Below are 24,551 nucleotides of genomic sequence, written 5' to 3'. Positions count from 1 at the left end.
CTTCCCTCCCGGTCATGCGGTTCTTGCAGCATCGAGGCCGGACTCGACGACGATGACGTCCAGGGTACGGGGGCCGTGCACTCCTTCCACCCGGTCGAGTTCGATGTCGCTGGTCGCGGACGGGCCGGAGACGAAGGTGAGGGGCCGGGCGGGGTCGAGGCGGGCGAGGGCGTCCGGGACGTCGTCGGCGATCTGCTCGGCGTCCACGATGCACAGGTGGTAGTCGGGTACCAGGGTGAGGGCCCGTCGGCCCTGACCGGCGCCGGTGTCGAGCACGATGGTGCCGGTGACGGCGATGCCGGCGGCGGCCAGCGTGATCGCGCCGTCCAGACCGTCCAGCGCGGGGACGTCCAGCGGTTCCGGGTGCCACTCCCAGCCGCCGGTCGGCAGCAGCTCGGTCGGGAAGCCGGCGGGCACCGCGAGGTGTCGGGCCTCGCGCCGGGTGAGGGCGGCGGCGATGGCGTCGGTCAGGCCGGCCCGGTCGGTGCGGGTGACGTTCGCGCGGTAGTCGGCGACGCGTTCGGCGAACAGGGTAACGGTGTCCTCGCCGGGCCGGACGTGGCTGCGCCGGTAGTCGCGCGGCACGGGGACGTCCTGCGGTGCCTCCTCGGCGGGGACGTCGGCGAGGGCGGCCCGAATCCGGGCGAGGACGGTCTCGCGGCTGCTCATCGGCTCTCCCCGTTCTCCTTGTTCTTGCGCCACCAGGTACGGAAGGACTCGGTCGCCGGTGCAGGCGTGTCGCGGCTGTCGGACCAGCCGTGCAGCGGTCCGGGCAGTCGGCCGATCCGCCCGTCGCGGGACAGCACCCGCCCGCCGAGCGCGGCGGCCTTCTGCGCGGCGCCCAGCAGGCGCGGGGAGTCGAGCACGACACCGGCCGCCTTCATCGCCAGCGCCTCGGCGGAGCGGCCCTTGGCCTCGACGACCTCGGCCCGCAGGTGGGTGAGCACCTCGGGGATGTTGATCTTCACTGGGCAGGCGTCGTAGCAGGCCCCGCACAGCGTGGAGGCGAACGGCAGCGAGGCGGCCGTCTCGACGCCGACCAGTTGCGGGGTGAGGACGGCGCCGATCGGACCGGGGTAGACCGAGCCGTAGGCGTGGCCGCCGGTGCGCTCGTACACCGGGCAGACGTTGAGGCACGCCGAGCAGCGGATGCAGGCGAGGGCCTGGCGGCCGACGGTGTCGGCGAGGGTGTCGGTGCGGCCGTTGTCCAGCAGCACCAGGTGGAACGCCGACGGTCCGTCACCCTCCGTGGTGCCGGTCCAGGTGGAGGTGTAGGGGTTCATCCGCTCACCGGTGGAGGAGCGCGGCAGCAGCTGCAGGAACACCTCCAGGTCGGACCAGGTGGGGACGACCTTCTCGATGCCCATCACGGTGATCAGGGTCTCCGGCAGGGTCAGGCACATCCGGCCGTTCCCCTCCGATTCGACCACCACGACCGTCCCCGTCTCTGCGCAGGCGAAGTTGGCGCCCGAGACGGCGACCTTGGCACGCAGGAACTTCTCCCGCAGGTGCTGCCGGGCGGCTTCGGCCAGGGCGGCGGGCTCGTCGGTCAGCCCGTCGGGGGCGGGGCGGCCCCAGCTGCCCATCTCGGCGGTGAACAGGTCGCGGATCTCGCCGCGGTTCTTGTGGATGGCGGGGACCAGGATGTGCGAGGGCCGGTCGTCGCCGAGCTGGACGATCAGCTCGGCGAGGTCGGTCTCGTAAGCGGTGATCCCGGCCTCGGCCAGGTGTTCGTTGAGGCCGATCTCCTGGGTGGCCATCGACTTGATCTTGACCACCTCGCGTTCGCCGGTGGCGCGGACCAGCTCGGTGACGATGCGGTTGGCCTCGGCCGCGTCGGCGGCCCAGTGCACGGTGCCGCCGGCCACGGTGACCGACTCCTCCAACTGGAGCAGGTACCGGTCGAGGTGGCGCGCGGTGCGGCGCTTGATCGCGGCGGCGGACTCGCGCAGCGCCTCCCAGTCGTCCAGTTCCGAGGCGACCGCGAGGCGCTTGTCCCGGATGGTGGTTGTGGCGCGCTTCAGGTTGGCCCGCAGCTGGTCGTTCTTCAGCGCCTCGCGGGCGGCCTTCGGGAACGGCGGGGAGCCGAGCCAGACCACACCTTGTCCGGTCATCGCGGTCCTCCCTCGGTCGCGGCCAGGATCTCGGCCAGATGCATGGTGCGGACGGCGCTGCCCTGCCGGGAGAGGCCGCCGCCGATGTGCAGCAGGCAGGAGTTGTCGGCGGCGCAGAGCACGTCGGCGCCGCTGTCGAGCACGCTGCGCATCTTGTCGGCGAGCATCGCGGTGGAGGTGTCGGCGTTCTTGACGGCGAACGTCCCGCCGAAGCCGCAGCAGGAGTCTGCCGCCGGGATGTCGACCAGGTCGAGGTCCTTGACTGCCTTCAGCAGCCGCTGCGGACGGTCGCCGAGCCGCAGGCCGCGCAGCGAGTGGCAGGTCGGGTGGTAGGCGACCCGGTGCGGGAAGGCGGCGCCGACGTCGCTCACCCCCAGCACGTCGACCAGGAACTCGGTGAACTCGTGGACCCGGGGCACCAGCTGCGCCACATCGGCCTGGAGCCGGGCGCTGCTGTGCTCCTCGGCCAGCACCGGGTGGTTCTCGCGCACCATGCCGGCGCAGGACGCCGACGGGGTGACCACCGCGTCGTACTCGCCGAAGACCCGGGCGAAGCGGTCCACCAGCGGGACGGCGTCGGGCCGGTAGCCGGTGTTGAAGTGCATCTGCCCGCAGCAGGTCTGCTCCTGCGGGAAGTCGACCGTGTGGCCGAGCCGTTCGAGGACGTCGACCACGGCCCGGCCGGTGCCGGGGAACATGGTGTCGTTGAAGCAGGTGATGAACAGGGCGATCCGCATCAGCCCGCCTCCCTGGGGGTCGGTACGTCCTCGGGCAGCAGCCCGCGCTCCTTGAGCTCCGCCCACAGGAGGTCGGGGACGGGGTGGTGGAGCATCGCCGCGGCGTCCCGCACCTCGCCCGCGGTCCGGGTGCCGACCAGCACGCTCGCGACGGCCGGGTGGCCGAACGGGAACTGCAGCGCGGCGGCCCGCAGCGGCACCCCGTGGCGCTCGCAGACCTCCTTCAACTCCAGTGCTCGGCTGAGCAGTTCGTCGGGTGCTGCGGCGTAGTCGAAGGTGGCGCCGGGTTTCGGGTCGGCCAGCAGGCCGGAGTTGAAGGCCCCGCCGACCACCACGGACACGCCGTGCCGCTCGGCGAGCGGCAGTAGCTCGACGAGGCCACGCTGGTCGAGCAGCGTGTAGCGGCCGGCCAGCAGGACCACGTCGAGGTCGGTCTCGCGGACGAAGCGCGCGGGCGCCTCTGCCTGGTTCATGCCGACGCCGATCGCGCCGACCAGTCCCTCGGCGCGCATCCGCGCCAGCTCCGGGTAGGCCTCGCCGATGGCCTGGTCCAGATGGTCGTCGGGGTCGTGCAGGTAGGCGATGTCGATCCGGTCCAGGCCGAGCCGGTCGAGGCTGTCCTCGATGGAGCGGCGCACGCCCTCGGCGCTGAAGTCCCAGCGCCGGCGGTGGGTGGCTGGGACGGCGAAGCCGTTGGCGAGGTCGTCGCCGCCGAGGTCGGACGGCTCCAGCAGCCGGCCGACCTTGGTGGAGATCGTGTACTCCTCGCGGGGCAGGCCGCGCAGCACGGTGCCGAGCCGGCGTTCGGACAGGCCGAGGCCGTAGTGCGGGGCGGTGTCGAAGTAGCGGACACCGGCCTCCCAGGCGGCGGTGACGGCCTGCTCGGCCTCGGTGTCGGTGACCTGGGTGAACAGGTTGCCGATGGCCGCCGCGCCGAAGGCGAGTGCGCTGACCCGCACCGGCCCCCGCCCGAGGGTGTTCTGGTGCATTGTCAGGCCTTCGTCTCGGCGGGTCGCAGGCGCAGGCCCGCCATGCCGCCGTCGACCGCGAGGGCGGTGCCGGTGACCGAGGCGGCCGCGGGGGAGGCCAGGTAGGCGATGGCGGCGGCCACCTCCTCGGCGGTGACCATGCGGCCGGTGGGCTGCCGGGCGTTCAGCGCGGCGCGCTCGGCGGCCGGGTCGGCGGCGGCGTCGAGCAGCCGGCCGACCCACGGGGTGTCGACGGTGCCGGGGTTGACGCAGTTGAACCGGATGCCCTCGCGGACGTGGTCGGCGGCCATCGACAGCGTCAGCGACATCACGGCGCCCTTGCCGGCCGCGTACAGCGCGCGCTGCGGCAGGCCGGTGGTGACGACGATGGAGCCGATGTTGACCACCGAGGCGTTCTCGGACCGGCGCAGGTACGGCAGGGCGGCCCGGATGGTCCGGACGACCCCGACCAGGTTGACGTCGAGGACCCGGCCCCACTGCTCGTCCGGGTTGTCCTCCACCGTGCCGATCGCGCTGATGCCCGCGCAGTTGACCACGACGTCGATTCCGCCGAAGGCGTCGGCCGCCGCGTCGACCGCGGCACGGACCGAGGCGTCGTCGCTGACATCGGCGGTGAAGCCGACCAGCGGCTCCTTCAACGATGCGGGGTCGAGATCCAGAACGGCCACCCGGGCGCCGCGCTCCGCGAGCAGGGACGCGGTGGCGAGGCCTATCCCGGAGGCGCCGCCGGTAACCACCGCCGTCAGTCCCGCAAAATCGGTGGCCGTCATGCGTCCGCCCTCCGGTCGTACCGGCGGGTGTCGGTTGGCGCCTGGAGCGCGGTGGTTGCGGACAACGGGGTGCCTTTCACGCGTTGCGGAACGTCTGGCGCTGGGTGCCCAGGCCGTCGATGGACAGCTCGACGGCGTCGCCCTCACGCAGGTAGGGGGTGCCGGGCAGACCGAGGGCCACGCCGGCGGGGGTGCCGGTGTTGATCACGTCGCCGGGGTTGAGCACCATGTACTGGCTCAGGTACCAGACCAGGTGGGCGATGTCGAAGATCATGTTCTTCGTGTTGCCGTCCTGGCGAGGCTCGCCGTTGACGGCCAGGCGCAGGCCGAGCGCCTGCGGGTCGCCCACCTCGTCCGCGGTGACCAGCCAGGGGCCCATCGGGTTGAAGGTCTCGCAGGACTTGCCGAGGTCCCACTGCGCGGAGTACTCGAGCTGGAACTCCCGCTCGGAGACGTCGTTGCTGATCGTGTAGCCCGCGATGCAGTCCACCGCGTCGGTGGGGTCGGCGAGGTAGCGGGCCTGACGGCCGATCACGACGGCGAGTTCCACCTCCCAGTCGGTCTTCACCGAGCCGCGCGGGATCAGCACCTCGTCGTACGGGCCGACCACGGTCGCCGGGTCCTTCATGAAGACCACCGGCCGGGCGGGGATGGCCGCCCCGGTCTCCTCCGCGTGGTCACGGTAGTTGAGACCGACGCACACCACCTTGCCCGGCCGCGCCACCGGCGCACCGACCCGCAGACCGGTGGCGTCGACCTCGGGCAGCTCACCGGCAGCCAGCGCCGCCCGGGCCCGCTGGACCCCGTCCGAGGCGAGGAAAGCCCCGTCGACGTCCCCGGTCAGCCCCGAGAGGGCGAACACGCGTCCGTCCTCGCCGCGGACTGCCGGGACTTCCTCGCCCGGTGCCCCGATCCGAAGCAACTTCATGTCGAACTCCTATCAACACATCGGATGAATTCCCTGGCCGGGAGCTGTCAGTCGGCGTCGGAGCCCGAACCCGGCACGTCCGCTCTGATCAGGCCTTCGGCGCGCAGATGGTCCCAGAGGCCTGCGGGGACGGGCCGGCGGTGGAGCTCCGCGTTGCGTTCGACCTGGTCGGCGGTCCGCATGCCCAGGGTGACGTTGACGACGGCGGGGTGGGTGAACGGGAAGGCGATGGCGGCGGCGGGCAGGGTGGTGCCGTGCTGCTCACAGACGTCGGCGATGGCCTGCGCCTGCTGGACCAGGTCCGTCGAGGCGTCCTGGTAGTCGTACTTCATGCCGGACGCGGGCCTGTCCTGGGAGAGCAGTCCGGAGTTGAACACGCCGACCGCGACGACGCTCTTGCCCAGCTCCTGCGCCGCGGGAAGGACATCGTCCAACGCGGACTGGTCGAGGAGGGTGTAGCGCCCGGCGGTCATCACCACGTCGGCGGCGGTCTCGCGCAGGAAGCGGGTGAGCATGGCCGACTGGTTCATGCCGGCGCCGATGGCGCCGATGACACCCTGGTCGCGCAGGTCGGCCAGCGCGGGTATGGCCTCCTCGGCGGCCTGCTGCCAGTGGTCGTCGGGGTCGTGCAGGTAGACGACGTCCAGGCGGTCCAGGCCCGTGCGCCCCAGCGTCTCCTCGATGGAGCGGTGCACTCCGTCACGGCTGAAGTCCCACTGGCGGCGCAGGTCCTCGCGGACGGCGAAGCCCTCGGTGTCGGCCCCGCACGGCCGCTCGTTGGGGACGAGCAGCCTGCCCACCTTCGAGGAGATGACGTATTCCTCCCGCGGGCGCACCTGGAGAGCGTCACCGAGCCGTCGCTCGGAGAGGCCGAGGCCGTAGTGCGGTGCGGTGTCGAAGTAGCGGATGCTGGCGTCCCAGGCCGCGTCGATCGCGGCCGCCGCGTCGAAGCTCGGGGTGACGCGGTACAGGTTGCCGATCACCGAGGCACCGAAGCCGAGCTCGGTGACCCCGACCGGTGTGTTCTTGATCTTCCGGAGGCGCAAGAGGTGCTCCCTGGTGGTACGGGCGGGGACGCCGGTCAGCGTCTGACGGCGGCGGAGGCACCCGCGATCAGCGCCTCGACCTCGGCGGCCGAGGCCATCGCGACGTCACCGGGCGTCGTCATGGTGAGGGCGCCGAGGGCGGTGCCGTAGGCGAGGGCGCGCTCCAGACCGGCACTGGCGAGCAGGCCGTGGATCAGGCCGGTGGCGAAGCCGTCGCCGGAGCCGATGCGGTCCAGGACGTGCAGGCCGGGCATCGAGGGGCCGAGGACGTAACCGGTCTTGGCCGACCAGGCGGCCGAGGACCAGTCGTTCACGCCGGCCGAGGGGACCTCGCGCAGGGTGGTGGCCAGCACTTGGGCGCCGGGGAGCCGGCCGGCCACCGAGGTGAGTGCGTCCAGCACCTGGTCGGCGGTGAAGCGGTCGGCGCCGGGGCGGCTGCCCGCCAGGCCCAGGGCGCCGACCACCACGTCCGCGTACGGGGCGAGCCGCAGGTCGGTCTCGCGGGCCCGCTCGGGTCCGCCCCGGTCGGCCCACAGGCTCGGGCGGTAGTTGGGGTCGTACGAGACGGTGAGGCCGTGGCGGCGCGCGGCGGCCATCGCCTCCTCGGCGACGTCGGCGGTGGTGTCGGACAGGCCGGCGAAGATGCCGCCGGTGTGGAACCAGCGCACCCCGCCCGCGAAGACGGTGTCCCAGTCGACGTCTCCCGCACGCAGTTGGGAGACGGCCGTGTGGGCGCGGTCGCTCACCCCGAGGGCGCCGCGGATGCCGAAGCCGCGCTCGACGAAGTTGAGGCCGTTGCGTGCGCTGCGGCCGATGCCGTGGTCGGCCGTCCAGCGGATCAGCGAGGTGTCCACGCCGCCTTGCAGCACCAGGTCCTCGACGAGCCGGCCCACCGCGTTGTCGGCGAGCGCGGTGACCACGGCCGTCCGGCGGCCGAAGCAGCGGCGCAGCCCGCGCACCACGTTGTACTCACCGCCGCCTTCCCAGACCTGGAAGGTGCGGGCGGTGCTGATCCGGCCCTCCCCCGGGTCGAAGCGCAGCATGACCTCGCCCAGGGCCACCACCTCGGTCACCGCGCACCCGCTTCCACGGCCTCGGCCGTCAGGCGGCGGATCTCCGCGTACGCACCGGCGTCCAGGTGCGCGGGCGTGGCCAGCCAGCTGCCGCCGACGGCCAGCACCGCGGGCTCGGCGAGGTAGCCGGCCAGCTGCTCGGGGCCGATCCCGCCGGTCGGCATGAAGCGCATCTGCGGGAAGGGCGCCGCGAGCGCGCGCAGTGCCCGCAGACCGCCCACGGCCTCGGCGGGGAAGAGCTTGACGGTGGTCAGGCCGGCCCGCAGGGCGCGCATCAGCTCGGTGGCGGTGGCGATGCCGGGCACCACGGGCACACCCAACTCCCGGCACTTGTCCACCACTTCGGCGTCGAAGCCGGGCGAGACGACGAACCGCGCCCCGGCCGCGACCGCCCGCTCGGCCTGCTCGGGGGTCAGGACGGTACCGGCTCCGACCGCCAGGCCGCCGTGCGCGGCCATGGTCTTGAGCACCTGCTCGGCGTCGGGGGTGCGGAAGGTGACCTCGGCACACCGAGCGCCACCCGCCGCGAGCGCCTCGGCCAGCGGTCCGGCCGCAGCGAGTTGACGGACCGTCAGCACCGGGACCACCCGGGCACCGTCCAGCACAGCGGCAGCTTCGGCGGTCATCGGCCCAGCCATCCGCCGTCGACGGGCAGGACGGTGCCGTGGACGTACGCGGCGGCGTCCGAGGCCAGGAAGACGGTGGCGCCCGCCAGGTCCTCGGCCCGGCCCCAGCGTCCGGCCGGGATGCGCTCGAGGATCGCCTTGCTGCGCACCGGATCGTCCTGCAGCGCCTGGGTGTTGTCGGTGGCGATGTAGCCGGGCGCGATGGCGTTGACGTTGACGCCGCGGCCGGCCCACTCGTTGGCCAGCGCCTTGGTCAGGCCGGCCACGCCGTGCTTGGCGGCGGTGTAGCCGGGGACGGTGATGCCGCCCTGGTAGCTGAGCAGCGAGGCCGTAAAGATGATCTTCCCCTGGCCGCGCGCGACCATCGCCCCGCCGACCGCCCGGGCCAGCGCGAACTGCGCGCTGAGGTTGACCTGGAGCACGAAGTCCCAGTCACTGTCCGGGTGTTCGGCGGCCGGTGCGCGGCGGATGGTGCCGGCGTTGTTGACCAGGATGTCCACCGGCCGCTCCCGCCCGGCGAGTTGCTCGCCCAGCGCCCGCACCGCCGCCGGATCGGCGAAGTCGGTGCGGAGCGCCTCGAAGGTGCGGCCCGCGGCCAGCACGTCCTTCTCGACGTCGCTGCCGGTCTCCTCCAGGTTGGCGCTGACGCCGATCACGTCCGCGCCCGCCTCGGCCAGGGCGCGGGCCATGGCCCGGCCGATGCCGCGCCGGGCTCCGGTGACGACGGCGAGCCGCCCGGTCAGGTCGAAGGCGTTCACGCGCTCGCTCCCTCGGTGTCGCTGGTGCAGTCCACGAGGATCTTCATCACGTCGCCGCCGCCCTCCAGGGCCTCGAACGCCGCGGGTGCCTCGGTGAGCGGCACCACCTTGCTGATCAGCCGCTCGGCCGGGATGGTGCCGTCGGCGACCAGCTCCACCGCCCGCTCGAAGTCCGTCCGGTCGTACAGGCGGGCGCCGACCAGGGTGAGTTCGCGCCAGAAGAAGCGGTGCAGGTTGATCTCGCGGGGCCTCGGGTGGATCGCCACCAGGCACAGCCGGCCGCGCACGCCCAGCACCTCGACGGCGGTGTCGACGCCGGCCGCCGCGCCGGAGACCTCGAACGCGACGTCCGCGCCCGCGCCGCCGGTCCACTCCCACGCCGCCTCGACGACGTCCTCGGCCGCCGGGTCCCAGGTGACAAGGCCCGACTCCTCGGCGAGCTTGCGCCGGTGGGCGCTCAGCTCGACCACCCTCACCTCGGCCCCGGCCGCCCGGGCGACCAGCGCGATCAGGATGCCGACCGGACCGCCGCCCACCACGACGACCCGCTCGCCCGCCCGCACCCCGGCCCGGCCGACGTCGTGCACGGCCACCGCGGTGGGCTCCACCAGCGCGGCCTTGTCCAGCGCCAGCGAGTCCGGCAGCCGGATCAGCGTGTCGGCGGGGACGGTCCAGCGCTGCTGCATCGCGCCCGGCGAGTCGATGCCGATGAAGTCCAGGTTCTGGCAGATGTGCGAGTTGCCGGCCCGGCAGGCCGGGCAGGTACCGTCCCAGGCCAGCGGCATCACCGTCACCGCGTCCCCGGGCCGCCAACCCTCCACCCCGGCACCGACCTTCACCACCCGCCCGGCCATCTCATGCCCCAGCACCGCCGGCGCGGCCACCCGGGCATCCATGTCGCCGTGGAAGATGTGCAGATCGGTGCCGCAGATCCCCACATACGCGGGAGCCAGCAGCACCTCGCCCGGACCGGGCTCGGACGGCTCCACCGGAGCCGTGTCCAACGTCCGGGCAGCCGTGTAACGGACAGCAAGCGTCATCGTGATTCCAGAGTCTCTTCGGTACGGGTGAGGCGGTAGAAGGCGGTCGCGGTGCCCGCGAGGATCGCCGACGTCTCGTCGGCGGAGAACCCGTCGAGCAGGACGTCCACGGTGGCGGCCCAGCAGTTCCAGCCTCCGGCGAGGTTCGCCACCGGCCAGTCCGAGCCGAACATCAGCCGGTCGGGGCCGAAGGCGTCCAGCAGGACGTCCCACACCGGCCGCATGTCGGCGATGGTCCAGTTCTGGTGGTCGGCCTCGGTGATCAGGCCGGACACCTTGCAGACCACCTGGGGGTGCCCGGCCAGCCGGCGCAGCCGGCGCTCCCACTCCCCCAGTTCGCCGCCGGCGATGTCCGGCTTGCCGGCGTGGTCGAGCACCTGGGGCAGCTCGGGGAAGCGCTCGGCCAGCTTGGCGGCCTGGTCGAGCTGGTGGCTGCGGACGAGCACGTCGTAGCCCAGCCCGCGCTTCTCGACCTCCGCCAGGCCGCGTTCGACCTCGGCCCGCTGCAGCCACTCCAGGTCCGGCTCGCCCTGGACCAGGCTGCGCAGCGACCGCAGGTAGCTGCCGCCCGGCCCGGCGAGCAGCAGGTCGAGGTCGTCACCGACCCCGGGGGACGTGAGGTCCACCCAGCCGACCACGGCATCGATCAGCGGCTCCTGTGCGGCGAGCGCGAGCAGGTCCTCGGTCTCGGGCACGTCCGGGATGCACTGCACGACCACCGTGCTGTGCAGCCGGCGGCCCGCCACCTCCTGGGTGGCGGTGGCGCGCAGGTCGTCCGGGGTGAAGGTGCGGCGGATCGATTCCAGGCCGGGCTCGTCGAGCCACGACTGCGGGCGCTGGGCAAGGTCCCACAGGTGGTGGTGGGCGTCGATGAGCACGGGCGGCTGGGTGGAGGTCACGGGAGGCTCCGGGTGGGGTCGGTCTGGAGTGAGCGGGTCAGTCGGCGGTGGGCTGCTCGCCGGGTTCGCTCAGGTGCCAGATCTCGGGGAGGTTCGTCCACTGGCGGGAGTCGCCCCGGTCCGGGAAGGGCTCCTGGCAGGGGTCGGTGTGCGTCCACCACTCCTGGGTCACCGGGTCGGCCTCCAGCTCCGCGATGTCGGCGTCGAAGTCCTCGCCGTGGTACTCGTAGTACGCGAACAGCACGTCGCCGTGGAGGTAGATGCTGTAGTTGCGGATGTTCGCCCGGATCAGGGCCGCCTCGACCCCGGGCCACACGGCGGAGTGGAGCTTCAGGTACTCCTCGCGGTGCTCGGGCCGGAGCTTGATGGTCTGAGCGAAGCGCTTCATGCGGATTCCTCCGACGTTTCGGCGTTCGGCGCGTCGGCCGAGGTGCCGAAGGGCGAACGGTAGCTGGGGGTACGGGTGCGGAGCTCCAGCCGGAGGGTCATCCGGATCCGGGTGGACGCGGGGAGCTGCACCGTCAGGTACGCGCCGTCGCAGGCCGTCTCCACCTCGCCGACCACCGGCTCGGTGTGGCCGTAGTCGTACATGTCACCGATCCAGCCCTCGTCCGTACAGGTCGTGTACCGGACGGAGCTGATGGTGTGCTCGGCGAGAGCACCCGCCTGAAGGATAATCGTCCGATCTTTGTCTGGCGAGAGGTTGACCAGTTCGACCGTGGTCGCCTCGGGGTCGATGGAGGTGACCAGGGCGGCCACGTCCTGCGGAAGCCCCGCGCGGCGGGCCTGGGCGTCGTGGTAGCGCAGCCGGGCCTGCTGGATGCTGCCGTTGTAGAGCACCTGGGGGCCGCCCCAGGTCAGCTGGACCAGGGCCTCGGTGGCCACCGGGTTGCACTGCTGCCACACGTGGATGTCCGCCTCGTCCACGTCCAGGTCGCGGTAGCGGTCGATCCGCCGCAGCCGGTGGCGTACCTGAGCCTGCGCGGCGGCGAGGATCCGCTCGGGGTAGCCGGGGTCGTCGCCGGCGAGGAAGGCGAACCAGGCCTTCTCGTGCCCGGACTCCTCCTTGGCCCGGAACGAGCGCACGGTGCTCCAGTCGAGCGGGTCCGCCTCGCGCAGCTTCTCGATGCGGACGCGGTCCTCCTCGGAGGCGCTGTGGTGCCAGAGCGCGATCGGCACCGGCAGGGTGACGGGGTTGTAGTCGAACCAGCCCGAGTCGTTGTGCCGGAACGGGAGGTGCAGCGTCGGCTTGTCGAAGTCCCCGGCGAGTTCGACCGCCCACTTGGCCGGGAGGCTGGAGTCCGCCTCGCTGTGCGGCATCAGCTTGGCCCGGGAGATCATCTCGTCGAGCGTGGTCCCGACCATCGAGAGGTAGTCGTCCTCGCCGGCGGACACCGCCGCGGCGAGGGCCGCCACGCAGGCCGCGTGGCCCACGCTGTGCCAGCCGTGCGGCCAGGACCAGCCGTAGTGGCCGCCGTACCAGCGGCCTTCGAGCCGGCTGCCGACCACGCCGTCCAGGCCGACGTTGTCCGGGATGACGCCGCCGTTCGCCTCGGTGCGCTCCCGCCAGGCGCCGACGTACTCGACGATCCAGTCGCGGTAGCGCTGCTCACCGGACAGGATCCAGGCGTTGAGCACCAGGCCGGCCACCGCGAGGTTGACCGCGGTGTCGCCGAAGCCCATCCGCTCGCGCATCTGCGCGCCGAGCCGCGGGTCCGAGTCGAGCGGGTACGGGCCGTCCTGCGCCTCAGGGAGCCACTCGAGCGGGTAGCCATAGGTGTCGGCCTCCTTCTGCAGCCACGGGTAGACCTCGCCGTCGGACAGGCCCTGCCGGTCGGGGTCGCTGCCGTTGTGCGGACGGGTGACGATGCGGTGCCCGGGGTCGTAGTTGCCGTGGACCGGGTCGACGTACAGCTCGGCGAACCGCAGGGCGCGCTCGGACCAGCGCTCGGGGTCGGCCATGCACAGGAAGTAGAGCAGCAGCAGGCTCTCGCCCTGGTGGAACCAGTCGTAGCCGCGCTCGTACTCGTCCTTGAGCATGTCCAGCTCGGTGAGGTGCCTGGTCACGCCCTCCCAGTGCTTCTCACTGGCGGCCAACAGGTCGTCGGCGCCGCCGAGCAGGTAGAGCTGGGGCCAGTTGAAGAAGACCTCGTAGAAGTCGTCCACACCGTCACGGGTGGTCAGCCGGCCGTTGTAGTTCAGTCGGCCGTCGGGGCCGGTGAAGTCCCGGGCGAACTTGCGCCAGCTGTGGTCGAGCAGGTCGAACAGCGCTCGCTGCGCCACCGCCCACCCGGGCGGTTCGAGCAGCGGCACCCCGGCCTGGATCTCGGGGAGGGGCGCCGTGGCGTCCTCGCCCGACGAGGGCTCGGTGGAGCTGTGAGACATGGGACGATCTCCGATCGGGGTGGCGCGAGCACTATTCCTTGGTGGCGCCGGCGAGCATGCCGCTGACCAGGAAGCGCTGGGCGAAGAGGAAGACCACGAGCACCGGGGTGATGGCGACCAGGGTCGCGAGAGCCAACTCCGGGCGCTCGACCGCGGCCGTGCCGGCGGCCGGGTTGAACTGCGGCACGCTGCTGAGGAGGTTGCCGACGCCGACCTGGACCGGCATCTGGTCGCTCTCGGGGAGCATCACGTACGGCAGGAAGTAGTTCGTCCAGTTGGCGACGAAGCTGAAGAAGCCCACCAGCGCGATGACCGGGGTCGCCAGCGGCAGGGCGATCAGACGGAAGACGCCGAACTCGGAGCAGCCGTCCATCCGGGCCGCCGCCAGCAGGTCCTTCGGTACGGCGGTGGTGAAGTAGATGTACGTCAGGTACACGCCGAACGGGTAGAACGAGTACGGCAGGACGATCGACCACATGGTGCCGATCAGGCGCGCCGCGTTGATCTCCAGGAACAGCGGCACCACCAGCGTGGCGGTCGGCATCAGCATGACGATCAGCGTGGTGACCAGCAGGGTCTTGCGGCCGCGGAACTCGGTCATGGCCAGCGCGTACCCGGCGGGCACCGACACGCAGAGCGTGATGACCAGCGAGACGACGGCGTACAGGGCGGAGTTGCCCAGCCAGAGCAGGATCGCGCCGTCCTGGAACCCGCTCAGCGCGTGCCAGTTGTCCGCGAGCGTGCCGAAGGAGCCGAAGGAGAGCGGGTGGTCGTGGACCAGCTGCTGGTCGGTCTTGGTCGCCGCCAGGAGCAGCCAGAGCACCGGCAGGACGAAGAACACCACGAACACCGTCAGGACCGCGCCGGCCAGCAGCCGGTACGACGTCTGACCCACGGACCGGGGGGCCCGCCGCGACGTCCGGGGTGCGGTTCGGCTCATGGCGCTTGGTTCCCGTTCGGTACGTGGCGCGGTGGCGGTCGGGGTGGCGGAAGTCTCAGTCGGCATCGAAGAACCTCGATCGTGCGACGAAGACGCCGGCGACCGACACGCTCACGACCAGGAGCTCCATCGAGACCGCGGCGGCGCCGTTGATGTTGTTCATCTGGAAGGCGAAGGCGTAGGTCAGCTGGTTGAGCGAGTAGTCGCGACCGGCCACGCCCACGCTGGCCAGGGAGAGCAGCTGCGGCTCGACGAAGAGCTGGGCGCCGCCCGCGAAGGCGAGGATCACCATGTAGACGATCCACTTGCGCAGCATCGGGATCTGCACGTGCCAGGCGGTCTGCCAGGCACCCGCGCCGTCGATCCGAGCGGCTTCCAGGACGTCGCTGGGGATGTTGTTCAGCGCGCCGTACATGACGACGATCCAGCCGCCCGCGCCGGTCCAGAACGCGATGACGGTGAACAGCACCGGCAGGTTGTCCGGGGCGATCACCTGGCCGAAGGTGTCGAACCCGAGGTCCTCCAGCAGCGAACTGACCGGGCTCACCGTCGGGTCGAGCATGAACAGCCACACCAGCACGCTGGCGGCGCCCGCCAGCGCCCCGGGGATGTAGTACAGGAAGCGCAGCGCCTGGCTGACCCGTCCGACGGACACCCGGTGCAGCAGCAGCGCCAGCCCCACCACGAAGACGACCAGCGAGAGCAGCCAGAACAGCAGGTAGAGCGCCACGTGGCCGAGCGCGTCCACGAACCGGAAGTCCTGCGCCGTGGTCACGAAGTTGCTGAAGCCGGTGAACGTGCCGCCCGCGTCGGTGAACGCGAAGTAGATCGCGTAGCCGATCGGGAGGACGCCGAAGGCGATCAGGAGGAGTACGTAGCCGGCGACGAAGGCCGGGCCGGCCCAGCTCCGGCCGACGCCGCGGGGGCGCCGGCCGGAGCTGACCGAGGAGACGGTGGCGGTCACTTCGAGACCTTGTAACCGAACGACTCGGCGTGCTTGACGATCGAGTCCTGCCAGGCCGGCAGCAGGGACTCGATGGTCTGGCCCTGGGTCAGGCCCGGCTTGACCGTGGCGGCCCAGATGGCCTCCTGGCTGAACTGGCCCGAGCCCCAGCCCGGCCACACCTGGGAGGAGGCGTCCTTCAGGGCACCGAGGTCACCGGCGAAGTACCCGGAGGCGGCCTGGGCCTTCAGCCAGTTCTCCGCGGCGGGCGCGTACGCCGGGAAGCCGGGGGCCTTCTCGCCCTGGTAGGCGTTGTCGGTGGTGACCCACTTCAGGAAGTCGGTGGCCGCCTTGAGGTGGGTGGAGTGCTGGGACAGCAGCCAGGTGCCGCCGCCGACGTTGCCGGTGGACGGCGCGGTGTCGCCCTGCCACTGGGGTATCGGGGCCGCCCCGATCGTCTTGTCCGGGGTCTTCAGGGTGTCCTTGAACACCGCGCCGCCGTACCACGCCGGGCCGGGCATGAGCAGGACCTTGTCGGCCTCGTTCTTGGCGAAGTCGGTGCTGAAGACACCGGTGATGGACATGGACTTGTTCTTGATCAGCCCGTCCATGAGCTTGGCCATCTTGGTGCAGTTCTCACCGCTGGTGTTCGCCGTGACGGCCTTGGGGCCGGTGATGTGGTTGGCCTCGCACTTGCTCGCCCAGAGGTAGATCTCGGGGGTGAAGGAGTCGCCGGCGTCGCCGACCAGGTAGCCCGGGTGCTCGGCGGCCACCTTCTCGCCGAGCTGCTGGTACTCCTCCCAGGTCTTCGGGACGGTGTAGCCGAACTGCTTCATCAGCGGAGCGTTGTACCAGAGCACCGCCTGCGAGAGGTCGTTGCGCAGGCAGTAGACGGTGCCGTTGACCGTGCAGACGTCGTTGGCGCCCTTGGCGAACTGGCCCAGGGTGTCGGCCGGGATCAGGCCCTTGTCGAGCGGCGCCGCGAACCCGGCGTCGACCGCCCAGGAGGCCTCGTTGTTCTGAGAGCTGAAGACGACGTCCGGCCAGCCCTTGCCGGTCCGGTTGAAGAGCTGGACCTTGGTCTGCAGGTAGTTCGACCCGTTGGCGTCACCGTCGTAGCTGACGATGTCCAACTTCACCTCGGGGTGCAGCTCCTGGTACTGCTTCGCGGCGGGCAGGCGGGTCGCGTCGACCCAGACCGTCACCGCCCCGTCGGTCTGGGCGGCCTGGGCGAAGCCGTCCTTGGTGGTGGTCTTGTCGGAAGCCGCGCCGCTACACGCGGACACGGTCACCGCCAGGGTGGCCGCGCAGGCGGCCAGCAACACCGCTCGTCTCTTGCTGGGCACTGCCTTCTCGCCGGCCAGAGGCTTGTTGACGGTCATGAGCGACTCCACTGCAGAGGCCCCGAACGGGGTCGGGAGGTGGGGGTGGGGCGGCGCCTGGCCATCCCGGTCAGGCGTCGGGTACCGAGGGCCGGCGCTCCGCTGCCGCCCTCGGGGATAAATTAGCCGCCCTATCGAGAGCCCCGTCAAGGGCTTCTACATCTCCATTCAGAAGAGCTTCGAAGCAATGAACCGCAATCACCGTGCACTTATGCAAGGTTTCTCGCTCTTTGCACCATTTCGCCCACCGCCATACAGTGCCACGTCCCAGCGAATGAGTATGACTCATTGCCTGTCTGCGCTACGATGAGCCAGCTCCACTGCGATCAGTCGCGCTCGCGCACGTCATTCCCGGAGGCAGGAAAGATGAACGACATGCCCACGACGGAAGCCGCATCGCCGGCACAGGCCTCTCCCGGTCGCGCGGCATCGGTGGACGGCTCGGGCGAGGAGCGGGGGGACTACCGGCCCGGGTACGAGATCGTGTCGGAGCAGATCCTGGAGTTCATCGCCGAGCAGCGTCTGGTGGCCGGCGACCGCCTGCCCACCGAGCACGACCTGGCCAAGACCCTCAACACCAGCCGGGCGGTGGTGCGGGAGGCCGTGAAGATCCTCTCGGCGCTCGGCCGGGTCCGGGCGCACAAGGGGCGCGGCCTGTTCGTCGCCGACGACGAGGGCATGCTGATCACCAGCCGCTGGGGCGGCTTCTTCCGGCCGGTCGACCTCGACCACGTCCTGATGCTCTTCGAGTTCCGCAAGGTGCAGGAGACGGCCGCCGCCAGTTTCGCGGCCACCCGGGCCACACCGGCCGAGCTGCGCACCATCGAGGTCGCCATGCAGCAGTGCCGGCACGGCGTGGTCCACGGCCAGGTCGACGTGTTCAACCAGGCGGACGAGGACTTCCACACGGCCGTGGCCACCGCCGCGCACAACGCCTTCCTGCTCAGCGCCGTGCGCGACGCCCGCCGGCTGCAGCGGCAGTCCAGCGCCATCGGCATCCACGACATGCTCGGCGCGGCCGCGGAGGCCGCGGTCGAGGAGCACGAGGCGATCTACCGGGCCATTCGCGACGGCCGCCCCGAGGAGGCGGCCGCGGCTACGGTGGTGCACCTCGACCGGACGCTGGAGGACTACCGGCGGGAGATCCAGCGCCGGCTGTTCGGCTGACGGGTCGTCAGCGCCGCGTGCAGCCGTACGGGGCCGCAGGCGCAACGGCCTGCGGCCCCGATCGCTTGCGGGCCGTGCACGAGGGACACGAGGGAGGAGCGGATCCCGGCACCGGATTCGGCCGGGATCCGCTTCCTGGTCCGGTCGGGTCAGCGCTGGAGGGTGAGGAGGCCAGGTCGCCACGGCAGCTGGTCGTACGGGCCGCTCGCGGTCGGGGACTTGCCCTGGTAGAGGAGTTGCAGGTTGCAGGGGTCGATGGTCATGGTCTGGTCCGGGTTGTTGCGGACGAGGTCACCGTGGGAGATGTCGTTGGTCCAGGAGGCGCCGCTGTTGGCCTTGCCGGCGAAGGGGTTGCTCTCGGTGGCGGCCTGCGGGGTCCAGGTGCCGTTGAGGCTGGTGGCGGTGAACGAGCGGAAGTAGCGCTGCTCGCTCGCGCCGCGCGCCTCGACGATCATGAGGTACTGGTTCTGGCCCTTGACCTTGTAGACCTGCGGGGCCTCGAACAGGTTCTTCACGGTGTCGGTCATGACCGTGGTGTAGGACGACCCGAAGCTGCCGGGGAAGTTCCCGATCGGCATGCTGGCCCGGTAGATGGAGCCGTTGTCACCGGCGAAGAACAGGTACATGTTCTGGTCGTCGGCGATCAGCGTCTGGTCGATCGGGCCGGTGCCGGAACCCGGGATGCTGCCGGTGAACAGGGTCTGCGGCGCGGACCAGCCGTTGGGGTTGGTCGGGTCGCTGGAGGTGCGGTAGACGAACGGCGACTGGCCCCACTGGTAGGCCAGCACCCAGATGTTCTTGGGCGCGAAGTAGAACAGCGTGGGCGCCACCGCGGCCTGGCCCATCCCGGTCTGACCGGCCGACGCCATGTCCGACCAGTTGGCGAACGGGCTGAACATCATCGAGCCGTACTTCGACCCGTTCACGTTCGACGCGTAGACCAGGTGCTTGCCGTTGTAGACCACGTCCGTGAAGTCCTTCACGGCCGCCCAGCCGTTGGCCGGCTGCGCCAGCACGCCGCTGGAGCTCCACCGGTAGGTCGACGGGAGCGGGCAGGTTGCGCTGGTCGTGGTGGGCGCCGGACTCGGCGTGCCGGACAGGCCGGTCCACTTCTGGTTGCTGCCGCCGGACCAGCAGGCGTACAGCTGGATCTTGGTGCCGTTGGCGGTGCCGGCGCCGACGGCGTCGAGGCACAGCCCGGACTGGACGCCGGCGATCGAGCCGTCCGCATTGACGGTCCACTGCTGCTCGGCACCGCCGGTGCAGTCGTCGATCACCACGGCCGTGCCGTTGCCGGTGCCCTTGGCCCTGGCGGACAGGCACTTCTTGCCGTAGACCATCAGCTGCCGACTGGAGGTGTAGGTCCACCGCTGGTTGCCCTGGCCGTGGCAGTCCCACAGCTGCAGCTGGGTGTCGTTGGCGGTGGTGAAGCCGTTGACGTCGAGGCAGCGGCCGGAGGGAACGCCCTTGATCTCTCCGGCGCCGCTCCCGCCGCCCGTCCCGCCCGTCCCGGTGCCGGAGGCAGCCTTGAGGGCGTTCATGACGGCGGTGTAGGCGGCCTTGGGATTGCCGTTGCGGTCGAACAGCAGGGGGTTCTCGCCGCTGCGCCAGGAGTCGCTGTCCCGGACGCCCCACACCGTGATGCCGGTGCACCGGGCCACGGACAGGCAGGCGTTGGCGGCGTTGGCGTAGCCGGTGGCCGGTGCCTGGGCGATGTCCAGCTCGGTGAGCTGGACGTCCACGCCCAGGGCGGCGAAGTTGGCGAGGGTGGTCTGGAAGCTCCCCGGCGGGCCGCCGGCGCCGAAGTGGCTCTGGAAGCCGACGCAGTCGATGGGCACGCCGCGGGACTTGAAGTCCTTGACCATGCCGTAGACGCCCTGGGTCTTGGCGTCGGACCAGTTCTCGATGTTGTAGTCGTTGTAGCAGAGCTTGGCCGAGGGGTCGGCGTTGCGGGCGGTGCGGAAGGCCTCCTCGATGAAGCCGTCACCCAGCACGTTCTGGAACACCGAGCTGCGGTGCCGGCCGCTGCCGCCGTCCTCGAAGGCCTCGTTGACCACGTCCCAGGCGTAGATCCTGCCCTTGTAGTGGGTCACCTCGTTGGTGATGTGGTTGTCCATCACGCTGCGCAGGGTGGTCGCGTCGCTGATGGAGCCGACCCAGGACGGGAGCTGCGAGTGCCAGACCAGGGTGTGGCCGCGCATCCGCTGGCCGTGCGCGGAGGCGTGGTTGACGATCTGGTCGGCGCCCCCGTAGGTGAAGTTGCCGCGGGACGGCTCGATCGCGTCCCACTTCATCTCGTTCTCCGGGGTGATCATGGTGAACTCCCGGTCCGCGATCGCGGTGTACGCCGAGTCGCCGAGCCGCCCGGCGGCCAAGGCGGTGCCGAAGTACCTGCCGGAGGGGGCCGCCTGCGTACCCAGCGCGGCGGCTCCGGCGAAATCGGGGAGGAGCGCCACGACTCCGGCCACCAGCGCGGCGGCCGAGGCCCCGATCGCCACCACGCGGCGGCGCCGGCTGAGCCGGTGCAGGCCCTTCACGACTCCCCCCGGGGGCTGCGGGTCACCCGGTGCGCCGCGCTGGTGCGGGCCCCGGCCGGGGGTTGGTGGGTGTGTCGCGTCATGCGGATCGGCTCTCTTCCTGGATGCCTGAACGGGGACGTCGGGGTCCCTCCCGCCCCGGCCCGTCGTGGGCGGGCGGCCGGGAGGAGATCCCCACACACAGGAGGCTTCCGGGCCCGCGGCCCCGTAACGGAAAACCGGTGCCGTCCGGACGATCGCCCCCGTGAGGAATCTCGCAGGCGAAAAGCGTTACGCCGGGGCCCGCCGCCCGGTCGTCGCCGTCAGGCCCAGGCGCTGCGGGCGATGAAGGAGGCCTGGTCGGCGAAGTCCCGCGTACCGTTGTCGCCGTCGAGCCAGATGCCGCCGTCGCGCTGGCGGAGGGCCGATCCGGGGTAGTTGTGCGCGTGCAGGGTCACCGACCCGGCGACCGACCCGGGCAGCGGGCAAAAGGTGGCGTCCTCCCGGAACAGTTCGCTGCCGTCGTCGGTGCTCAGCCGCAGCCGCAGGTCGCGGTGGCGCAGGTAGCGGCCGTCGGCGGCGCGGAAGGTGACGCACCGGGTGTCGGCCAGGCCCCGGACCACCGTGAACGTGACCCGCTGCCGGGTCCGCGCGGGGCTGGCGGCGTCGGCCCGCTCGAGCGCGGCGAAGTCGCCGGTGTACGTGAGGAAGAGGCCGGGTGCGGCCACGGACTCCAGTGACAGCGGGCCGGGCGGAACCACGGCCGCGGCGGCGGACGGACTGGCCTGCGGCGGTCCGGCGGGAGCGGCGGTGCGCGCGGGGGTCGGGGTGGCCGCGCCGGCCGTGGGAGCGGCGGTGACGGGCACCCGTTGCGGCGGTTCGGGCCAGGCCGCGTAGGTGGCGGCGGCCCCGGTGACGATCACGGCACCGGTGGCCAGGGACACCAGCGGATGCGCGGTCACCGCGGAGAGCTTGGCGAGCAGGGAGCCGTGCAGACCGCCTCCCCCCGCCGCCGTGCCGACCGCGGCGGTCGCCCCGGTCAGCGCGGCGGCGCCCGCGGCCGCACCCGGCAGCAGGCCCTTGACGGCCAGCGCGGCGAGGAGCCCGGCCGGGACCGTCAGCGGTGCCACCCGGACGAGCAGCAGCTCGGCCGGAATCCGTCCGGCCGTCGCTGGCGCGCAGCCGGGGCAGCCGCGGGTGTGCCGGGCGATCCGTTTGCGCCACACCGAGGAGGGGAGGCCGTCCCAGCCGGCGACGGCCTCCTCCAGGCGTGCGCAGCGCGGGTCGGCGTTCAGCGCGGCGACGATCGTCCGGCTCAGCTCCAGCTGCTCGCGCATGCGTTGGACGCGCACTCCGACGTGGGCGGCGGTGAGCCCGGTGGCGGCGGCGAGGTCGTCGCGGCTCAGCGAGCCCGCGACCTCCTGCCACCACAGCGACAGCAGCGCCCGGTGGTCGGGATCGAGCCACCGGCCGGCCTCGACCACCTGGCGGCGCTCGTCGGACACGTGCAGCCGCAGGATCGTCATGTCCTCAGCCCCGGCACCGGGGTCGGGTATCCGGTGCGCCTCGTCGATGGCCGCGGTCCGGTCGGCGAGGACGCGTTGCCGGTGCCGGTGGGTGCTGATCTGGCGGAGCGCGATCGACACCAGCCAGGACCGGAAGCTCTCCGGGGCACGCAGGCCGGGCAGGTCCCGCACCACGCGCAGCAGGGTCTCCTGGACGACGTCGTCGACGTCGGCGTGGCCGCTCAGGGCGCGCCCGACGATGTTGTAGAGCAACGGCAGGTAGGCGGCGAGCAGTTCCTCGCGCGCCCGGTCGTCACCGGCCTGCGCCGCGACCACCAACCCCACGTGGTCCGCGTCCATGAGCCCCATCCCCACCTCCCCCAGGGAGCGATCCGCCGAGTCCGGCGCCACACCTTAGCCGCGGCGGAGACGTACGGCCAAAGCCCGCGCCCGGTGACGGTCCGCGCGTTCATCTGCCCGCAACCTTGACACCACTGTCCGTCAGCCCGGAGGATCTCACCCGTGAACCTGTCAGACAGCCAGACAGGTGGCCCCGTTCCCCGTCGCGTCAGCGCGATGGAAGCGGTCTTCGGCCACCTCCGCGGCGCCATCGAGCGCGGCGAGTACGCGGTCGGCGACAAGCTCCCCTCCGAGGCCGAGCTGTGCCGCACCCTGGAAGTCAGCCGACCGGTCCTGCGGGAGGCGCTCCGGGCCCTGCAGGCCATGGGACTGACGGTGTCGAAGACCGGCAAGGGCACCTTCGTCCTCGCCAGCACGGTCGAGGACCCGACCTTCGGCGACTACGCCGCCAGCCACCTCCTCGAGGTGCGACGGCACATCGAGATCCCGGTCGCCGGGTACGCGGCCCTGCGCCGCACCCCCGAGGACCTCGACCACCTGGCCCATCTCCTCGACCGGATGGAGCGGGAGACGGACACCACCGCCTGGGTCGCCATGGACTCGCTCTTCCACCTGGCCCTGGCGGAGGCGGCCCAGAACCCGGTCTTCCGCCGGATCATCGAGGAGATCCGCGACGCGCTGGCCCGCCAGTCGGCCTTCCTCAACGAGCTGTGCGGCCGGCGCGAGCAGTCCAACTGCGAGCACCGGGCGATCCTCGAGGCCCTGGTCGACGGTTCCGAGCAGGACGCCATGGCGGCCATGTCCCACCACCTCCAGGTCGTCGAGTCGACCCTCACCGACATCGTGCGCCCCCGTCGCACGGACTCCCCCACGGAAGGCGGACCCCAGACGTGAGCGAGCAGCTCCTCGAGGACGGAACGCACCAGCCGTCCCCCGGCCACGTCGACGCCGGTGACACCGGCTACAGCAAGTCCCTCAAGGCCCGGCACGTCAACATGATCGCCATCGGCGGCGCCATCGGCACCGGCCTCTTCCTCGGCGCGGGCGGCCGGCTCGCCGACGCCGGCCCCTCCCTGTTCGTGGCGTACGCCGTCTGCGGCGTCTTCGCCTTCCTGGTGGTGCGCGCCCTCGGCGAACTCGTGCTCTACCGCCCGTCCTCCGGTGCCTTCGTCTCCTACGCCCGGGAGTTCCTGGGCGAGAAGGGCGCGTACACCGCGGGCTGGATGTACTTCCTCAACTGGGCCACCACCGGCATCGCCGACATCACGGCGGTCGCCACCTACACCCACTACTGGGGCATGTTCTCCGACGTGCCGCAGTGGGTGATCGCGCTGGTGGCGCTGGCCGTGGTGCTCACCGTCAACCTCATCTCGGTGCGGATCTTCGGCGAGCTGGAGTTCTGGTTCGCCATCGTCAAGGTCGGTGCGCTGCTGGTCTTCATGGGCATCGGCGTCTTCCTGCTGGCCACCCGCCACCCGATCGACGGCACCGTGCCCGGCCCCGCGCTCATCACCGACCACGGCGGCGTCTTCCCCAACGGCCTGCTGCCGATGCTGCTGATCATCCAGGGCGTGGTCTTCGCCTACGCCTCCGTCGAACTGGTCGGCGTCGCGGCCGGGGAGACCGAGCACCCCGAGCGGATCCTGCCGAAGGCGATCAACTCGATCATGTGGCGGGTGGGCCTGTTCTACGTCGGCTCGGTCGTCCTGCTGTCGATGCTGCTGCCCTGGAACAAGTACAGCGCGGGCCAGAGCCCGTTCGTGACGGTGCTGTCCCAGATCGGCGTCCCGGCGGCCGGCGACGTGATGAACCTGGTCGTGCTGACCGCCGCGATGTCCTCGCTCAACTCCGGCCTGTACTCCACCGGCCGCATCCTGCGCTCGATGGCCGTCAACGGCTCGGCGCCCGCGTTCACCGCCCGGATGAGCCGCAGCCAGGTCCCGTACGGCGGCATCCTGCTGACCAGCGGCGTGTGCGTGCTCGGCGTCGGGCTCAACTTCGTCGTCCCGGCCGACGCGTTCGAGATCGTGCTCAACTTCGCGGCGATCGGCATCCTCACCACCTGGGGCATGATCATGGTCTGCCACCTGCTGTTCTGGCGGAAGACCCGGGCCGGCGAACTGACCCGCCCCGGCTACCGGCTGCCCGGCTCCCCGTGGACCGAACTGGCGACGCTGGCCTTCCTGGTCACCGTGCTGGTCCTGATGTACGCCGACGGCGGTGCCGGTCGCACCACCGTGCTGTGCCTGCCGCTGATCGCCGGAGTGCTGGTCGCCGGCTGGTACGCCATCCGCGGCCGCCTGGTGCCGGCCGGCACGCCTGCCCCCGCCGGCTCCGGCTCCGGCTCCGGCTCCGACGGCTGACCGCCCCGCA

Annotated in this window: 22 protein-coding genes; 3 read left to right on the top strand and 19 right to left on the bottom strand. The window is 71.7% G+C overall.

Annotated elements, in window-relative coordinates:
- Window positions 1-12 precede the first annotated feature (12 nt).
- The 17 genes from FB465_RS31760 to FB465_RS31680 form a co-directional block, all read right to left on the bottom strand.
- On the bottom strand, window positions 13-669 hold the full coding sequence (locus FB465_RS31760; protein ID WP_145796132.1) for a LutC/YkgG family protein: 657 nt from the start codon (window positions 667-669) through the stop codon (window positions 13-15).
- Window positions 666-2,114, bottom strand: a complete 1,449-nt coding sequence (locus FB465_RS31755; RefSeq protein ID WP_145796129.1) for a LutB/LldF family L-lactate oxidation iron-sulfur protein — start codon at window positions 2,112-2,114, stop codon at window positions 666-668. Before FB465_RS31755 ends, FB465_RS31760 begins: the two co-directional genes overlap by 4 nt.
- On the bottom strand, window positions 2,111-2,851 hold the full coding sequence (locus FB465_RS31750; RefSeq protein ID WP_145796128.1) for a (Fe-S)-binding protein: 741 nt from the start codon (window positions 2,849-2,851) through the stop codon (window positions 2,111-2,113). Before FB465_RS31750 ends, FB465_RS31755 begins: the two co-directional genes overlap by 4 nt.
- Window positions 2,851-3,840 carry an aldo/keto reductase gene (locus FB465_RS31745; protein WP_145796126.1) on the bottom strand — a complete coding sequence of 330 codons (990 nt, stop codon included), beginning with the start codon at window positions 3,838-3,840 and terminating at the stop codon, window positions 2,851-2,853. Before FB465_RS31745 ends, FB465_RS31750 begins: the two co-directional genes overlap by 1 nt.
- A 2-nt stretch (window positions 3,841-3,842) precedes the next feature.
- A complete protein-coding gene (locus FB465_RS31740; protein ID WP_145796124.1) occupies window positions 3,843-4,610 on the bottom strand; it encodes an SDR family NAD(P)-dependent oxidoreductase in 768 nt (255 codons plus the stop codon).
- Between the two features lie 76 nt (window positions 4,611-4,686).
- Window positions 4,687-5,538 carry a fumarylacetoacetate hydrolase family protein gene (locus FB465_RS31735; RefSeq protein WP_145796122.1) on the bottom strand — a complete coding sequence of 284 codons (852 nt, stop codon included), beginning with the start codon at window positions 5,536-5,538 and terminating at the stop codon, window positions 4,687-4,689.
- Between the two features lie 47 nt (window positions 5,539-5,585).
- Entirely contained in the window at window positions 5,586-6,584 is a 999-nt protein-coding gene (locus FB465_RS31730; protein WP_145796120.1) for an aldo/keto reductase, read from the bottom strand.
- A gap of 35 nt (window positions 6,585-6,619) precedes the next feature.
- Window positions 6,620-7,657: a sugar kinase gene (locus FB465_RS31725; RefSeq protein ID WP_145796118.1), complete on the bottom strand. Its 1,038-nt coding sequence runs from the start codon at window positions 7,655-7,657 to the stop codon at window positions 6,620-6,622.
- Window positions 7,654-8,283, bottom strand: a complete 630-nt coding sequence (gene eda / locus FB465_RS31720; protein ID WP_145796115.1) for a bifunctional 4-hydroxy-2-oxoglutarate aldolase/2-dehydro-3-deoxy-phosphogluconate aldolase — start codon at window positions 8,281-8,283, stop codon at window positions 7,654-7,656. Before eda ends, FB465_RS31725 begins: the two co-directional genes overlap by 4 nt.
- A complete protein-coding gene (locus FB465_RS31715; RefSeq protein WP_145796113.1) occupies window positions 8,280-9,041 on the bottom strand; it encodes an SDR family oxidoreductase in 762 nt (253 codons plus the stop codon). The genes eda and FB465_RS31715 overlap by 4 nt, the downstream gene beginning before the upstream one ends.
- Window positions 9,038-10,081 (bottom strand): zinc-dependent alcohol dehydrogenase, encoded by a 1,044-nt coding sequence (locus tag FB465_RS31710; protein WP_145796111.1) that lies wholly within the window; start codon window positions 10,079-10,081, stop codon window positions 9,038-9,040. Before FB465_RS31710 ends, FB465_RS31715 begins: the two co-directional genes overlap by 4 nt.
- Window positions 10,078-10,980: an amidohydrolase family protein gene (locus tag FB465_RS31705; protein ID WP_145796109.1), complete on the bottom strand. Its 903-nt coding sequence runs from the start codon at window positions 10,978-10,980 to the stop codon at window positions 10,078-10,080. The genes FB465_RS31710 and FB465_RS31705 overlap by 4 nt, the downstream gene beginning before the upstream one ends.
- Window positions 10,981-11,017: 37 nt before the next feature.
- On the bottom strand, window positions 11,018-11,368 hold the full coding sequence (locus FB465_RS31700) for an L-rhamnose mutarotase (protein WP_145796107.1): 351 nt from the start codon (window positions 11,366-11,368) through the stop codon (window positions 11,018-11,020).
- On the bottom strand, window positions 11,365-13,365 hold the full coding sequence (locus tag FB465_RS31695) for a DUF8034 domain-containing protein (protein ID WP_145796105.1): 2,001 nt from the start codon (window positions 13,363-13,365) through the stop codon (window positions 11,365-11,367). The genes FB465_RS31700 and FB465_RS31695 overlap by 4 nt, the downstream gene beginning before the upstream one ends.
- A gap of 31 nt (window positions 13,366-13,396) precedes the next feature.
- Window positions 13,397-14,305, bottom strand: coding sequence for a carbohydrate ABC transporter permease (locus FB465_RS31690; RefSeq protein ID WP_145796103.1), 909 nt, complete (start codon window positions 14,303-14,305; stop codon window positions 13,397-13,399).
- 55 nt (window positions 14,306-14,360) lie between these two features.
- Window positions 14,361-15,269 carry a carbohydrate ABC transporter permease gene (locus tag FB465_RS31685; protein ID WP_145796101.1) on the bottom strand — a complete coding sequence of 303 codons (909 nt, stop codon included), beginning with the start codon at window positions 15,267-15,269 and terminating at the stop codon, window positions 14,361-14,363.
- The gene (locus tag FB465_RS31680; protein ID WP_145796100.1) at window positions 15,266-16,630 is read right to left on the bottom strand and encodes an ABC transporter substrate-binding protein; all 1,365 of its coding nucleotides are present in this window, start codon (window positions 16,628-16,630) and stop codon (window positions 15,266-15,268) included. Before FB465_RS31680 ends, FB465_RS31685 begins: the two co-directional genes overlap by 4 nt.
- Before the next feature lie 366 nt (window positions 16,631-16,996).
- Between FB465_RS31680 and FB465_RS31675 the strand changes: the two genes are divergently transcribed.
- Window positions 16,997-17,797: a FadR/GntR family transcriptional regulator gene (locus tag FB465_RS31675; protein ID WP_145796098.1), complete on the top strand. Its 801-nt coding sequence runs from the start codon at window positions 16,997-16,999 to the stop codon at window positions 17,795-17,797.
- Between the two features lie 149 nt (window positions 17,798-17,946).
- Here the strand turns inward: FB465_RS31675 and FB465_RS31670 are convergent, their stop codons facing one another.
- Together FB465_RS31670 and FB465_RS31665 are read right to left on the bottom strand one after the other, a co-directional pair.
- Window positions 17,947-20,334 (bottom strand): non-reducing end alpha-L-arabinofuranosidase family hydrolase, encoded by a 2,388-nt coding sequence (locus FB465_RS31670; RefSeq protein WP_145796096.1) that lies wholly within the window; start codon window positions 20,332-20,334, stop codon window positions 17,947-17,949.
- A 302-nt stretch (window positions 20,335-20,636) separates the two neighbouring features.
- Window positions 20,637-22,178, bottom strand: coding sequence for a sigma-70 family RNA polymerase sigma factor (locus FB465_RS31665; protein WP_145796095.1), 1,542 nt, complete (start codon window positions 22,176-22,178; stop codon window positions 20,637-20,639).
- A gap of 216 nt (window positions 22,179-22,394) precedes the next feature.
- Between FB465_RS31665 and FB465_RS31660 the strand changes: the two genes are divergently transcribed.
- Complete coding sequence (locus FB465_RS31660) at window positions 22,395-23,072, top strand: FadR/GntR family transcriptional regulator (protein ID WP_145797706.1); 678 nt, start codon at window positions 22,395-22,397, stop codon at window positions 23,070-23,072.
- A complete protein-coding gene (locus FB465_RS31655) occupies window positions 23,069-24,541 on the top strand; it encodes an amino acid permease (RefSeq protein WP_145796093.1) in 1,473 nt (490 codons plus the stop codon). Before FB465_RS31660 ends, FB465_RS31655 begins: the two co-directional genes overlap by 4 nt.
- Window positions 24,542-24,551: the final 10 nt, after the last annotated feature.

The sequence above is a fragment of the Kitasatospora atroaurantiaca genome, from assembly GCF_007828955.1.
Classification (GTDB): domain Bacteria; phylum Actinomycetota; class Actinomycetes; order Streptomycetales; family Streptomycetaceae; genus Kitasatospora; species Kitasatospora atroaurantiaca.
This window is presented reverse-complemented; position numbering and strand designations above follow the sequence as displayed.

Excerpts from the sequence above, each read along its gene's own strand:
- FB465_RS31700 (WP_145796107.1), bottom strand. The coding sequence starts at position 11,368 with ATGAAGCGCTTCGCTCAGACCATCAAGCTCCGGCCCGAGCACCGCGAG.
- FB465_RS31675 (WP_145796098.1), top strand. The coding sequence starts at position 16,997 with ATGAACGACATGCCCACGACGGAAGCCGCATCGCCGGCACAGGCCTCT.
- FB465_RS31710 (WP_145796111.1), bottom strand. The coding sequence starts at position 10,081 with ATGACGCTTGCTGTCCGTTACACGGCTGCCCGGACGTTGGACACGGCT.
- FB465_RS31760 (WP_145796132.1), bottom strand. The coding sequence starts at position 669 with ATGAGCAGCCGCGAGACCGTCCTCGCCCGGATTCGGGCCGCCCTCGCC.
- FB465_RS31740 (WP_145796124.1), bottom strand. The coding sequence starts at position 4,610 with ATGACGGCCACCGATTTTGCGGGACTGACGGCGGTGGTTACCGGCGGC.
- FB465_RS31750 (WP_145796128.1), bottom strand. The coding sequence starts at position 2,851 with ATGCGGATCGCCCTGTTCATCACCTGCTTCAACGACACCATGTTCCCC.
- FB465_RS31680 (WP_145796100.1), bottom strand. The coding sequence starts at position 16,630 with ATGACCGTCAACAAGCCTCTGGCCGGCGAGAAGGCAGTGCCCAGCAAG.
- FB465_RS31690 (WP_145796103.1), bottom strand. The coding sequence starts at position 14,305 with ATGAGCCGAACCGCACCCCGGACGTCGCGGCGGGCCCCCCGGTCCGTG.
- FB465_RS31735 (WP_145796122.1), bottom strand. The coding sequence starts at position 5,538 with ATGAAGTTGCTTCGGATCGGGGCACCGGGCGAGGAAGTCCCGGCAGTC.
- FB465_RS31660 (WP_145797706.1), top strand. The coding sequence starts at position 22,395 with ATGGAAGCGGTCTTCGGCCACCTCCGCGGCGCCATCGAGCGCGGCGAG.
- FB465_RS31695 (WP_145796105.1), bottom strand. The coding sequence starts at position 13,365 with ATGTCTCACAGCTCCACCGAGCCCTCGTCGGGCGAGGACGCCACGGCG.
- FB465_RS31745 (WP_145796126.1), bottom strand. The coding sequence starts at position 3,840 with ATGCACCAGAACACCCTCGGGCGGGGGCCGGTGCGGGTCAGCGCACTC.
- FB465_RS31755 (WP_145796129.1), bottom strand. The coding sequence starts at position 2,114 with ATGACCGGACAAGGTGTGGTCTGGCTCGGCTCCCCGCCGTTCCCGAAG.
- FB465_RS31665 (WP_145796095.1), bottom strand. The coding sequence starts at position 22,178 with ATGGACGCGGACCACGTGGGGTTGGTGGTCGCGGCGCAGGCCGGTGAC.
- eda (WP_145796115.1), bottom strand. The coding sequence starts at position 8,283 with ATGACCGCCGAAGCTGCCGCTGTGCTGGACGGTGCCCGGGTGGTCCCG.